The following is a 13,299-nucleotide window of genomic DNA, read 5'->3' as shown; positions in this document are numbered from 1 at the left end:
TCTGAAAAATGATGTTTCAGGGGTTTTCCTTCCGGAAGTAGAGAAGCGCCCCCGCACCCACGACGATGAGGGCAAGCAGGCCGGGGATGAGGTGCGCATACCAGGGATCCGGCCCGGTCTCAGGCTGGGAGTCGGTGCCGCCCGCGACCACCCGCGCCGCGCCGTCGTCGGGCACTTCGAAAAAGAGCGCATACGGGCTGAAGTGCAAGACTTCGGCTGTGACGCTCCGGGACTCCGGGTGAACGGCGGTGGGGACCTCTTCCCAGGCGTCTGCAGACCGGTCGTACCATTGCACCACGAGCCTGTTCTGCCCGCTATCGTTGTAGACGGCGTCCCACTGCTCCTCCGTGAAGTTGAACGAGAGGGTCAACGGCGGTGAGAAGGCGGCCCCTTCCGGCCCGGCGATCCATGCATACCCGGTAAACGCGTACGCGCCCACGCCGGGCACCGGGGGTACGTCGGCCGCATCAAGGGACGCAAGGGTCACCGCGCGAAGCGGCTCACCGGCGGCATCGACCGCCCGGACTCCCTTCGCAATGGCGAGGCTCGCAATGCCGTCGGACGAACTGATCCTGACGGACTCTTCAACGAGGCCGGTCTCTCCGAGGTGCAGCCGGCCGGGCTCAACCATTTCAGGTGTGGCGGTCGGCGTCGGGGTCGCGGAGGTTGTCGGGGTCGGGCCAACCCAGGCAAAGCCGCCGCCACCGCCGCCGCCTCCACCTCCCCCTCCGCCGCCACCACCGCTCGTCGGCTTCTGTGTCGGCGTTGGAGTGACGTTGACTGTCGGCGTTGGAGTGACGTTCACCGTCGGAGTCGGGGTCACGTTCACCGTCGGAGTCGGGGTCACGTTCACCGTCGGAGTCGGGGTCACGTTCACCGTCGGAGTCGGGGTCACGTTCACCGTCGGGGTCGGGGTGACGTTGACTGTCGGCGTTGGAGTGACGTTCACCGTCGGCGTCGGGGTGACGTTCACCGTCGGAGTCGGGGTCGGGGAAACGGGCTGGACGGATATGTACCCGGTCTCCGTTGCAGCGCTGCTTCCGGCGACGTTCCCTGCAGTCAGGGTGATGTCGTAGACGCCGGGGCTCTCGTAGGTGTACACCGGGTTTTGTTCGGAGGAAGTGCCCCCGTCACCGAAATCCCACTCCCACGATCCCGGGTCGCCGGTCGACAGGTCGGTGAACCCGACGGTGAGCGGTGCAGGCCCATCGGTTACGTTCGCCGAGAACGCTGTATCCGGCGGAGCGATGCCGGTGTAGGTGAAGGCGTAGATGTCTGCGCTCCCTCCGCGACCGCTCTGCCACACAACCCGGTTGCCGCTGACGGCAGGATAGAGTTGCTCCTGGCCGGAAGGACTGACGGGCATCTGCACCTCGATCCCCAGGGAGAGGTCGCAGATATAGATGTTCCACGCCTCGTCCCGCTTGTCCTCCCAGGCGATAAGATCCCCATCGATCGCCGGGGAGACCTGCTCGGAACTGTCATAGGTGATCCGCAGTTCCCCGGCGGACGGATCATCAAGATCGATCATATAGATGTCAGGGTTTTGAGGATATCCGTTCCGGTAGTCCTCCCAGACGATCCGGCTCCCCGATATCGCCGGGTATGTCTGTCGTGCACCATTTTGGGTGATCTCCCGCTTGTTACCGGTTGCGATCTCATATGCCCAGATATCTCCACCCCCGGTGCTCTCCTCCCAGACGACGTAGTCGTCCGAGAGCGCAGGCTTCCACTGTGTTACCGGCGAGCAGGAGAGGAGTGTTTCATTCCCGGTCTCGATGTTATAGAGGCAGATATCCGCACTCCCTTCCCGGGTATCGTACCAGACGACATACCCCCCATGAACGACGGGCATCCACTGGTCCGCCGGGTCGTCGGCGATTGCCATCGTGTCGGTCGAGCGCCCGGAGAGGTAGATGTCCGGGCTCATGTTCCGGTTATCCTCCCAGACAATGTAGTCCCCCGAGACGGACGGCCTCGTCTGCGAGGCGGGATCGCCTGTTATCCGTTCACCAGATCCGGGACTGCTCGCCGAATAAATGTCCTTATTCCCGTCCCGGCCGTCCTCCCAGACGACCATGTACCCGTCGATGTCGGGGTGCTCCTGCGACCCGCCGGCGGTACAAAAGAGTACCGTATCCCCCGGAGCCTTCTGAACCGCCAGGACCGGCGGCGTCAGCAGTCCGATGATGATGACGGTACAGACCAGCATCAACGCTTTATGTTCAGCCATTCTCTGATCACCACGATGAGAACGCCCCCTTCGTCCCATGCGATGGTATCTGCAGGCCCTCTGGAGAAGCACTCCTTCCCCGGCGGCGTGCAAACGGAAATCCTGCAGAATGCCGGGGAATCACCGGGATTCCACAGGATAAAGGGTTCGTGAGTTGCAGGATAGAAGTATTAATATAAATATCTTGCCATGAAGGGAGGTTACCTGAGAGAGTGTTTCCAACTATTATAAAAATTGTAAGATATTAACCCAATCAGGCGGTGTCGCAGCATAACCGGCAGCACGGCCCTGCCGGAGGTGACGCCCCCGGGCGCTCACGTTCCCGCAAGTTCACGGACCTTCGCGATATTTCCGGTATCGTCCCGCCGCTCGTCCACCGGCGTCTCGCAGATCAGGGGGAGGCTCCGGACGACCGGGTGGCGGAGAATATGCCGGAACCCCTCCTCCCCGATGAACCCGAGCCCGATATGCTCGTGCCGGTCAAGCCCGCTCCCGAGAGCGCCCTTGCAGTCGTTGAGGTGGACGACGCGGAGACGGGAAAGTCCGATCCGGTCGTCGAGTTCCCCGAGGGCCGCATCGACCCCCTCTGCGGTCCGGAGGTCGTAGCCGGCGGCGAACGCATGGCAGGTATCAAAACAGATCCCGACCCTTCCTTCCGCATCAACCCCATCGAGAATGCGGCGGAGGTCTGCAACAGTCGTCCCCACGCTGTTCTTCTCCCCGGCGGTATTTTCGAGGAGCAGCATCACATCGCTCTCCCCGGCATCGGCAAGAGCCCGGTTGATGGCGGCGATAACCCGCTCCTGCCCTGCTTCAACGCCGGCGCCGCGGTGGTGCCCGAGATGGGTCACAAGATAGGGTATCCCGAGAAGGCCGCATCGCCGGAGTTCCCCGGTGAGTGCCGCGACCGATTTTTCAGCGATCTCGGCATCCGGCGAGGCCGGGTTCGGGAGGTAAGGCATGTGGTCGACGACCGGGCCGAGCCCCGATGCACTCACCGCCGCCCTGAAGGCATCGGCTATTCCGGGGTCGAGGTCCTTTGCCCTCCAGCCCCGGGGGTTCCGGGAGAAGATCTGAAACGTGTCGCACCCCGCATCAAGGGCCCTGCCGACCGCAAGGTCGATCGAGCCGGCGATGGAGACGTGGCATCCCACCAGCACCATAGCGTAACTCTCGACCCTGAAGCGTTTAGGCCTTCCTCTGGCCGACCTCGCGAAGCACCGCCGCCCCGAACTCCCGGGTCCCGGCGACGCCGCCGAGGTCGCGGGTCCGGATGCCCGCGCGAAGCACCCGGTGAACGGCCTCCTCCACGGCCGCTGCGGATGCAGGATCGCCGAGGTGCGAGAGCAGCATCGCGGCGCTCCTGATGGCTGCGACGGGGTTTGCAATATTTTGGCCCGCGATGTCGGGGGCGCTCCCATGCACGGGCTCAAAGAGAGCAGCACGCTTTCCGATGTTGGCACTCGGGAGCAGCCCGAGCCCCCCCACCAGGTAGGCGGCGGCATCGGAGAGAATGTCCCCGAACATATTGGTGGTCACGACAACGTCGTAGAGGTCCGGGTGCATCAGGAGGTCGAGGCAGAGCGCATCGATGTAGCGGGCCCTGCAGGGAACTCCCATCCGGGCAGCCTCCGCCGTGCAGACCTCGACGAAGAGGCAGTCGGACTTTAACACATTCGCCTTGTTGCCGATGGTGAGGTGACGGCGGGATCCGGCGAGGGTGCAGGCGTAGCGGGCGATACGTTCGCTCCCCCGCCGGGAGACGACCCGGACGGTGCAGGCCCGGTCCGGCTCCGTCCACTCGATGCCGGAGTAGAGCCCCTCGGTGTTCTCCCGCACGATGACGATATCGACACCTTCGCCCTGTATCGGGCGGACGTTCGCGTAGAGGTCGAGAGCATGCCGGATCTGGAGGAGGACGCTCCGGTAGCCGGGGTCCGGCGGCGTCGTAACGGCCCCAAAGAGGATGGCATCCGCTGACTGGAGGTCGGCGATCGTCTCCTCTCCGCAGGCGCTCCCGGTCCGTTCCCAGAGCCCATATCCCACCTCGACGTCGAAGAACTCGAAGTCCGGGCGTACGGCTGCGAGGATCTCGCGGGCGACCGGGACAACCTCGTGCCCGATGCCGTCGCCTTCAACGACCGCTACCTTCGCCATCCGGCCCCCTCCATGCGGCCGTGACGCGCCAGACCGCCTCTGCAATGTCCCGGGACGACGCGCCCCAGTGGACCACCACGCCGAACCGGTCGTTCCAACGCCCGAGGCCCCCCCGCTCGCTCCGGCAGCACCGGGCGATGAAGGGCTCGCTTTCCACCGCGTCGAGCGGGCAGGTGCTCTCCACTATAATCTCTTCGCCGTAACACTCCCGCACCAGGTCCCTTGCCGTCTGGCATCCCGCGACCCGGTCGCCCGGCCGGAGCGGGTCCGCATCAAGGGTGCGGGGGAAACCGGCCGCATGGCAGGGGTAGACGTCGGCTTCGATCTCCCGGATATCCCTGACATGGTGCTCGAAGATGACCTCAAGGTCTCCAAAGAGCCCGGTCTTCTCAAGGTCAAGAAGCGTGGCTGAGAGGTGGGGGCGGGGCGGAGTGATGTCGTAGACATGGATGCGGAGGAAACCCGAGAGGTCCGGATCGAGCACGAACGTGGTCTGCTCGCCGTGTCCGGTGAATATGGTGCAGCGGTACCCGGATCGCATCGCCGCCCCTACTAAGAATGTTCGATCCTGGACGTTCACGCGATCGGGGTAGCGGTAGACATCATCGCCGCTGGCGAGCACCCGGGCCGAGAGGACCTTGCGCATCAATCCGATCCCGTCCGGGTCGGTCTCCACCTCGATCACCTCCGTGCCGCCGGCGGTCTCGCGAACCAGGTAGCGCGAGAGGAAGTAGGCCCGGTCCCCGTACGGGGTGCTGGTCGCCGATCCAACATATTTGCAGTGTGGGGGAAAGATCATCGGCACGACCTCCAGTAAGGAACCAGCCCTCCGGCCCGGAGGATGGCGACCATCTTCTCCGAGAGCGGGCGGGCGGGATAGCGCTCCCCGTCCACCTCCACCCACCCGGCATCGAGGTCGAATGCGACGCGAGCGCCGTCGGTGCACGAGACCGGGGCCTCGATCACCGGGAGGCCGACGTTGACGGCGTTTCTAAAGAAGATGCGGGCGAATGACGGGGCGACGACCCCGACCACCCCGGCCTCCCGGAGGGCGACCACCGCCTGCTCCCGGGACGACCCGCACCCCATGTTCCTCCCGGCGACGATGATTGCGCCGGAAAGACGGCCGGCGAGCGTTGGGTCAAGGTCCTCGAAGGCGTGCTCCGCCCAGACCGAGCGGTCTTTCGTCCGGAGGTAGCGCCCGGCGATGATAACGTCGGTGTCGATGTCGTTCCCGAGGCAGACCGCCGGTCCGGCTCCCTGCATCATACCACCTCCGGCACGGCGATTACGCCGGCTATGGCGCTCGCGGCGGCAGTGGCAACCGACGAGAGGTAGATCTCGCCGCCAACGCCCATCCGGTTTTTGAAGTTCCGGTTGGCGGTGGAGAGGCAGACCTCGCCCTCCCCGAGCACGCCGGCGTGCGCCCCGAGGCACGGCCCGCACCCGGGCGGCGCCACCATGCACCCCGCATCCACGATGTCGGCAAGGACCCCGGTGGCGATCGCCCGCGCAAGTACCGCCCGCGAGGCGGGGACGACCAGGGTGCGGACGGCCACCTTCTTCCCCCGGACGATGCGGGCGAACCGGGCAAGATCTTCGTAGCGGCCGTTCGTGCAGGTCCCGACGAAGACCTGGTCGAGGTGCGTGCCCGCGACCTCCTCCGCCTCCCGGACGGTATCCACCCGGTGCGGGACCGCGACGAGAGGCACGATGTCGACAAGATCGATATCGGCGGTCCGTTCGTAACAGCAGTCCTTCGGTGCCCGGGGTGACGCCGTAACGCCGTGCTCCGCGAGGTAGCGGACGGTGGCCGCATCGGCGTGGAACATACCTGCTTTCGCCCCGGTCTCGACCGCCATGTTGCAGAGGGTCAGCCGCCCGTCCATGGAGATTCCTGCCGCCCCGTCGCCCACGAACTCCAGCGCCCGGTAGGTCGCTCCTTCCATCCCGAGTTTCGCGACGCAGGCGAGGGCAACGTCCTTAGGTTCCGCGGCGCCGGAGAGCCTGCCGGTGAGGTTGACCGCGATCGTCTCCGGGACCCGGAACCACGTGGACCCCGACGCCCAGATCGCCGCCATATCGGTCGCCCCCACCCCGGTGGCAAACGCACCGAAGGCGCCGAGGGTGCAGGTATGGGAGTCAGCGCCCACGACGACCATGCCGGGCCGGACGACCCCTTCGCTCATCACCTGGTGACAGATCCCCCCTCCGGCATCCGAGAGTTCTATCCCCGAGGACCGGGCATACCCGCGGAGCTCCGCCTGGAGCGTCGCCGTCGTTCCGGTGTTTGCCGGGACGATATGGTCGAAGATCAGGCGCAGGCGCTCCGGATGGGGGAGCCGTTCCACCCCCATCTCCCGGAGCGCTTCCCGGGCAAGGACACCGGTCCCGTCGTGGGCAAAGGCGATATCGACCTCGCGGTCCACGTATGCACCCGCCGGTGCGCCGAGGATCTGCTCGGAGAGCGTGCTCACTGGTGGCTCCCCCCCTTTGCCCGCCGGATGATCCCGCAGAGCATCTCCGGGGTGACGCTGCACTTTCCTTCGCTCTTCTGTTTGACCTGTTCGAGCACCCACCGCGCCTCCTCATCAGAGAGGTCGAACCCGTAGGCCTTTGCGACATGCTCGAGCGCCCGCTTCCCCGTATGCTTCCCGAGGACGAAACGCCGCTCGCCGCCCACCAGCTCCGGGGGGATGTATTCGTAGGTCGAGGGGTCTCCAAGGATGGCGGCGATGTGAATCCCGCTCTCGTGGGCAAAGGCGTTCTCCCCGACGACCGGCCGGGTACGCTCCGGGGCCACGCCCGAGCACCGGGCGACCAGCCGCGAGATCTCCTGCAGGCGGGAGAGGTCGTAGCGATCGACGCCGCCCTTCATCCGCAGGGCGACGAGCACCTGCTCGAGCGCCGCGTTCCCGGCACGCTCGCCGATGCCGTTGACGGTGGTGTGAAGCTGGAACGCCCCGGCAGCCGCGGCCGTTATGGTGTTTGCGGCTGCAAACCCGAGGTCGTTGTGGCAGTGCATACAGAGCGGAAGGGGGGCCGCCTCGAGGAGCCCGGAGACGACCGCGTGGATCTCGAGCGGCGTGAGGCAGCCGACCGTATCCGCGAAACTGACGAGATTGGCACCGCACTCGACGCCCCGGGTATACATCTCCAGGAGGAACGCCGGGTCGGTTCGCGAGGCGTCCTCGGCAGCGAACCGCACCTGCAGACCGTGGTCGGTGGCGAACTCCACCATATCGAGGGCATCCTCGAGCACCTCGCCGCGGGACTTGCGGTACTTGTGCCGGATGTGGAGGTCAGAGGTCGCAATGAAGATGCTGACCATGTCCACGTCGCAGTCGAGGGCTGCCTCGACGTCGGGCTGCAGTGCCCGTGCAAGGCAGCAGACCCGGGCAGAGAGACCGCTTCGGGCAATGGCCGTGACGCAATCCTTCTCCGCGGCGGATACCACGGGAAACCCGGCCTCGATCACCTCCACGCCGATCTCGTCGAGTGATTGGGCGATCGTCATCTTCTCATCACGGGTAAACGAGACGCCGGGAGTCTGTTCCCCGTCTCGCAGCGTTACATCACAGATCTCGATATGCCACGGTTTCATGGATGCCACCTTCAGGGCAGGTGCCTTCGATCACCACCGTCCGGGGCCCCCCCTCGGGATGAACGAGGGCCCGGCGAAGCGCCGCGGTGCCGTCTGCGGCGCAGACGACCGGGTTCGCCCAGGAGATGTAGCGAAGGATATCGGGGACGGGGTGACCGCCGGTCATCCCCATCCGCGTGTTCGCGAGGACGATACAGAGAAGCGGGAGTCGACGCTCGTAGACGTCGATGAGGGCGTTTAGCCCTGAGTGCAGGAGCGCGTAGTCGCCGGTGAGCGCGACGCCGGGGCCGGTCGCCGCCACGGCAATCGACGATCCGAGGCCGTAGGTGGCGATGCCGACCCGGTAGGGGGGGTTCATCGCGAGGATCGCGCACCCAGCGTCGCAGACGGCCCGCATCCTGCGCTCCGAGAGGATGGAAAAGGCCGGATGGAACGGGCAGTCCCGGCAGAACGTCCGGCAGTAGCCGCGAGCAGAGAACCGCTCCGGCTCCCCGGCGGGGTCGGGAGGGGCGAGCAGCCGGTGCTCCCGGAGGAAGGGGCGGCCGACCTCGCGGGTCAGGGCAAGCACGTCCGGGTCCGCCGGGGGCGGATAGACGGTGACTGCGCGGTGTTCGCCGCCGGCAAAGCGGTTCAGCGGCGATGACCGCGACCAGGCGAACATCGCGGCCGTCCGTCGGTCGCTCGCCAGCGCCCGCCCGGCCATCGTGAGCCCGGGGTCTGCGAGGCTCCCCTCCAGGTCGCTCCGGGGGGCGGGGAGGTCCGGCACGTCCGCGTCGAGGATCTCGGGCGTCACCCTGACGATTGCCACCCGCGAGAAGGTCTCCGAAGCCTCGAACGCCGCCTCGACGGCCTGACCGATCGTCTCACCGTCGGGCTCGAGAACCGGCACCCGGGCCACCTCCCCGTAGTAGCGGGAGTCCTGCACGACATCCGATGCGATCGGGCGCACGTCGTCCCCGACGACCACCACGACGCCGGCCCGGAGGCCCTGGGCAGTGGCGTGCACGAGCGGGTCCGCACAGGCGTTGAGGCCGACGTGCTTGACCACCACGGCGGCCCTCCGCCCGGAGAGCGAGTCGCCGAGGGCATACTCGAGCGCCACCTTCTCGTTTACGGGGATCACGGCCCCGGCCGAGGCGGCGATCCCCGAGACCGGGTAGCCGGGGACGGCGTAGCAACGGTCTGCCGACCGGAGGATGGCCCGGGCGAGCGCTTCGGTGCCCTTCATGTATCCCTCCCCGGCACCAGGTCGCACCCGGTGCACGCCGAACACATCGTCAGCGCCCGGCGCGGATCGAGCCCGGCCTGCCGGAGGATCTTCTCGTGCGCCTCGCAGAGCCGGAGCAGCCGGTCGGCGGACGGACGGGGCCGGGCGGCAAGAGATGCCGCCGGGGTGAGCGGACGGAGGACGGGGATGACCCCGATCGCCGCGAGATCGCCCATGACCCGCTCCAGGTCTGCGTCGGTCTCCCCGAGGCCGACGATGACGTTCGAGTAGACCCTGTCCCGCCCGAAGAGCACGACGGAGGACCGCAACGCCTCCCAGACCGCATCCCACGAGAGACCGGGGCACATCTCTGCAAAGATCTCCGGGGTCGCCGCCTCGATGTTGAACTTCACCTCGACGACGCCGAGGGCATGGAGCCGCGCCGGGGTCAGTGGCCCCGGGTAGATCGAGACCCCGATGGGTAGACCGAATGAGCGGAGCGCCGCCACGACGTCGAGGACGTATTCCTCTTCCTCTTCGATCGAGGAAGCGACACCGCTCGTGATTGCGATGGCGTCGACCCGGTCGGCCACGCTTTCGACCAGCTCCACAATCTCGAAAACCTCCTTTCGCCGCCCCTGGAGACCCGGCACCGGGCAGTAGCGGCAGTGGAAGATGCACGTCCCGCTGACGGTGATGTAGGCCTGGCGGGGGCAGTGGAGGGCGGCGGGTTCGAGACGGCCGGAGACCACGTTGCCGTCGATGACGAGGTCCGCCCCGCCTCCTCCCCGGTGAACGACCTCGATGGGGCTTGCCCCGTCGATACCGGCCCGGAACCGCCGGGCGCCGGAGGAGAAGAAGAGCGAACCGGAACTCCCCGCCGAGGGGCCGGCGGCGGAACGGGACACGTAGGCGTCTGCAGGTTCGCCGGAGAGGCGAACCGAACCTGCCTCAAGCAGCCGGGCCTTCAGCCGACTCCATTCCATAACGCCAGCGCCTCCTCGTATCGCGTGGAGAACGGGATCGCCGCCACCGCCCCGATCGCGCCCCGGCCTTTCATGACGATGGAGAGGCGTTCGTCGTCGAGGGCGGCAAGGTCGTCGGGCGAGACCTCGCCCCGCTTTACGCGCCGCCCAAACTCCTCGAGCGGGGCGGGATCGAAGCCGCGCCAGACCGCCATCCCGGTCTCGTCCGAGAGCGTGTACTTTTCCAGGTAGTCGCGGTAGCGCCGGACCAGCCCTCCGGGGTCGGAGGTGGCGAACTCGCAGGCGATGGCGACGCAGTTTTTGGTCCGGTAGGGGACAGGAAAGAGCTGCACGATGGTATGGGAGAGGTAGCGGGAGCGGTCGTCCTCGACGGCCCGTGCGATGTTGTGGGTCAGCGTCCAGGTGGCGCCCTCCTCCGGGGTATCGGTGTCGTCGACACCGATGATCACCCGCTCGCGCCGGGGGAGCCAGATCGTCGAGCCCGAAAGACGCCCGCCCCCGGCAGGGTCGCTCTCGTAGCGGACGATGCCCGGAGCCGAGGCGCGGCAGACGGACGCCCCCACGCCGCCGCCGCCGAGGCCCCGGTAGGTGACGGCGATCTCGTCCCCTTCGACGGCGACACCGGCGATCCCTGCCGGGAAGACCGAGCCCTCGAGCGCGAGGTCGGCGCTGCCGGTGCGGAGGAGGTAGCGGTTGGTCGTCCCCACGGTGCGGACGGAGCGGACGAGCGGGCTCTGGGCATAGTGGCGCTTCACCCACATCGCCCCGCCTATGCAGTCGAAGAACTCGATGAGTTCCACGTGGCCGGCGCTCTCGTCGGCCACCGCCACGATCTGCGGATACCGTATCGTATAAGGATCAGAAAGTTTCTCCATAGAGACCTGCCGCTTCAACGCCCTTGTTCCCCCAGAGAACGGCGCCCAGTGCTCCTATCCGTCCTTTCCGTCCAGTCGAGTCGATGAACCGGACACCCATCCGTGCCGCCTCCGCCTCCGCGTCATCGACCGTCAGGATCTCGGTCTTGACCCGTTTTAAGTAGGGAGACTCCTCCGCAAACGCAATCCCCCGGTAGACAGCGATGCCGGTGTCGTTGCTGACCGCCCCCGACTCGACGAAGTCGCGGACGTACTCGAGGAGCTCATCCACCTTTCCCGGGCGGACGGCGAAGTTCAGGGCCGACCCGACACAGTTGGTGGTCTTCTTCGGCACCGCAGGGTTCAGCTGAACGAGACGCATGTCCAGGTACTCCACCCCGGGGATCGTGCAGGCCTCGGCGCATTTGAGCGCGAGCACCCACGTGGCGCCTTCCTCGCGAGTGTCGGTGTCGTCGATCCCGATCGTCACCTTCTCGTAGAGCGGTGATGCGATTCGCACCCGGCATACGCGGGCGCCGCCGATCCTGAGATCGTCCTCCGATGGGTATTCGGCCCGGGTCACGCCCGGCGCCTGCGGCAGGCAGGCAGCGACGCCGACGCCCGCTCCGGCGATCCCCGACCAGGTCGTCACCACTTCGTCACCGACAACCTCGACCCCTTCAAGCGCCTGCCCGCCGATCTCCCGGCCGGCGGCCCCGAACTTCGCCGGGGATACGCCCAGCCGGGCGAGCATCGTCATCGTCGTGCCCTCGACATGGCAGGACATGACCGCACCCTTCGCCCGCACTCGATTCGCCGCATCCCACTCGATGGTTCCCCGGGCCCGGCAATGCTCGCGGATCTCCGCGAGACCGGCGTTCTGGTCGACCATGGCGAGGTACTTCATCGAGAACAACGGCCCGAACCGGGCCCGGACTTCATCGGGCGTGAGCGTAATCATGATGTCACCGGAATTATCGTTAACAAAATTATCGTTGATAACGATATTTAAGAGGATCGATCATCATAAAAGGGGCGCGGGCACCGGGGCACCGGCGGGGCGATGGCGGGTGAGGGAGGCTCATATACGTGCATGGGCAGGGAACTTGATCGGCATCCTGTAGCCACACCCCCAACAACAGGGCCAACCAAACAGACAGCAGCCCTCAAGAACCGCCACAAAAAAAAGAGATTAGAGATAGTCCGCGAGGACGTCCTTCAGGTCGAACTTGAACGGTCCGAGGCTGCCGCCGAAGTTCCCGGCGCTGATGAACTTCACGCCCGGCACCTTGGTTGCCGCCCGGATGCCCTCGGCCATCGCGGTCTTGATAGAGTCCTCGTCGACGCCGTCGATGACGATCTCGTAGACCGCCTTGACGCCCTCGGGGACCTTGCTGCCCTCGACCCTGTCGCGGAGGGTCGGGCAGTAGGCCTCGTTCGTGCTTGCGCCCATGAACTTGTACTTCTTGCTCCCGACCTTCGAGCCGCTCGCAACGACGCCGCCGGGGAAGGACGTGATGACACCGCAGACGCCGCTGATGGCGTCGACCGCCGCCTGGGCGGCGGTCAGGGCGGCCATCTGGTTCTCGCCCATGATGAAGAAATTGCCGCCCGCAACGCCCTTGACGGTGCCGAACTCCTCCTCACCGATATACTCGCCCTCCATGATCGGGATGGCCCATACCGTCCTGCCGCCGACCTCGCGCTTCTCCTCGAACCCGTCGCCGAAGAAGTGGAGCTTGACCGGGAGCTTCTCCGGGACCTCGGCGACGACGTCGGCAAGGCCGTCGAAGACCGCCGTCGTCGGGGCGGTGAGGATGCACTCGGCAAGGCGCTCAACAAGCTGCTCCTTGAGCTTCTTCTTGCTCGCACAGATCATGATCGCGTAGCCGGGCCGTCCGTCGGGGGTCTCGTCGGCGGAGACGAAGCAGTCGATACCCGCCTCGGCCGGACACCCGATGGTGGAGGTGGCAAAGCCGACGGCCTCCACTGCTGCCTTGTATGCCCACTCCTCGGTGACGGCGGTGATAATGGGCCGTGCCACCCAGGTCGGGAACGCCTCTGCATAGGTATCATCGATAGTAACGCCATTCAGTTCCATGGACAGAATACACCTCGTTTGCTACAATGTTACGATGTGGACAGAATAAGGTTTCTTTTTTTCCCGGCAGCGGCCTGTGCGCCACAGTCATGGGGTCCGAACCGCGCGGCACCCTGCGGCACCGTCCACTCATCGATATTCGCCATCGCGCCGGAGT

12 protein-coding genes are annotated in these 13,299 nt (G+C 66.3%); all 12 read right to left on the bottom strand.

Features of this window, described 5'->3' with window-relative positions; translation table 11 throughout:
• Nucleotides 1-16: 16 nt before the first annotated feature.
• The 12 genes from DIC75_RS04790 to fhcD all read right to left on the bottom strand — a co-directional run bounded on the left by DIC75_RS04790 (nt 17) and on the right by fhcD (nt 13,142).
• A complete protein-coding gene (locus tag DIC75_RS04790; protein ID WP_250986854.1) occupies nt 17-2,233 on the bottom strand; it encodes a PKD domain-containing protein in 2,217 nt (738 codons plus the stop codon).
• Nucleotides 2,234-2,547: 314 nt separating this feature from the next.
• A complete protein-coding gene (locus DIC75_RS04785; protein WP_250986853.1) occupies nt 2,548-3,396 on the bottom strand; it encodes a deoxyribonuclease IV in 849 nt (282 codons plus the stop codon).
• Between the two features lie 25 nt (nt 3,397-3,421).
• A complete protein-coding gene (locus DIC75_RS04780; RefSeq protein WP_250986852.1) occupies nt 3,422-4,390 on the bottom strand; it encodes an isocitrate/isopropylmalate dehydrogenase family protein in 969 nt (322 codons plus the stop codon).
• Nucleotides 4,368-5,189 (bottom strand): DUF7714 family protein, encoded by an 822-nt coding sequence (locus DIC75_RS04775; protein ID WP_250986851.1) that lies wholly within the window; start codon nt 5,187-5,189, stop codon nt 4,368-4,370. Before DIC75_RS04775 ends, DIC75_RS04780 begins: the two co-directional genes overlap by 23 nt.
• Nucleotides 5,186-5,656 carry a LeuD/DmdB family oxidoreductase small subunit gene (locus DIC75_RS04770; protein WP_250986966.1) on the bottom strand — a complete coding sequence of 157 codons (471 nt, stop codon included), beginning with the start codon at nt 5,654-5,656 and terminating at the stop codon, nt 5,186-5,188. Before DIC75_RS04770 ends, DIC75_RS04775 begins: the two co-directional genes overlap by 4 nt.
• Nucleotides 5,656-6,867, bottom strand: coding sequence for a 3-isopropylmalate dehydratase large subunit (locus DIC75_RS04765; protein ID WP_250986850.1), 1,212 nt, complete (start codon nt 6,865-6,867; stop codon nt 5,656-5,658). The genes DIC75_RS04770 and DIC75_RS04765 overlap by 1 nt, the downstream gene beginning before the upstream one ends.
• Nucleotides 6,864-7,994 (bottom strand): homocitrate synthase family protein, encoded by a 1,131-nt coding sequence (locus DIC75_RS04760; protein ID WP_250986849.1) that lies wholly within the window; start codon nt 7,992-7,994, stop codon nt 6,864-6,866. Before DIC75_RS04760 ends, DIC75_RS04765 begins: the two co-directional genes overlap by 4 nt.
• Nucleotides 7,966-9,222, bottom strand: coding sequence for a thiamine pyrophosphate-dependent enzyme (locus DIC75_RS04755; RefSeq protein WP_250986848.1), 1,257 nt, complete (start codon nt 9,220-9,222; stop codon nt 7,966-7,968). Before DIC75_RS04755 ends, DIC75_RS04760 begins: the two co-directional genes overlap by 29 nt.
• Entirely contained in the window at nt 9,219-10,187 is a 969-nt protein-coding gene (locus DIC75_RS04750) for a radical SAM protein (protein WP_250986847.1), read from the bottom strand. The genes DIC75_RS04755 and DIC75_RS04750 overlap by 4 nt, the downstream gene beginning before the upstream one ends.
• Nucleotides 10,169-11,062, bottom strand: coding sequence for a methanogenesis marker protein 11 (gene mmp11, locus DIC75_RS04745; RefSeq protein ID WP_250986846.1), 894 nt, complete (start codon nt 11,060-11,062; stop codon nt 10,169-10,171). The genes DIC75_RS04750 and mmp11 overlap by 19 nt, the downstream gene beginning before the upstream one ends.
• A complete protein-coding gene (locus DIC75_RS04740) occupies nt 11,046-12,002 on the bottom strand; it encodes a tRNA(Ile)(2)-agmatinylcytidine synthase (RefSeq protein WP_250986845.1) in 957 nt (318 codons plus the stop codon). The genes mmp11 and DIC75_RS04740 overlap by 17 nt, the downstream gene beginning before the upstream one ends.
• A gap of 231 nt (nt 12,003-12,233) precedes the next feature.
• On the bottom strand, nt 12,234-13,142 hold the full coding sequence (fhcD, locus tag DIC75_RS04735; protein WP_250986844.1) for a formylmethanofuran--tetrahydromethanopterin N-formyltransferase: 909 nt from the start codon (nt 13,140-13,142) through the stop codon (nt 12,234-12,236).
• Between the last annotated feature and the right edge of the window lie 157 nt (nt 13,143-13,299).

The organism is Methanoculleus oceani, assembly GCF_023702065.1.
Classification (GTDB): Archaea; Halobacteriota; Methanomicrobia; order Methanomicrobiales; family Methanoculleaceae; genus Methanoculleus; species Methanoculleus oceani.
Note: the sequence above shows the minus strand (reverse complement) of the source record. Positions and strands in the feature narration are given on the sequence as shown.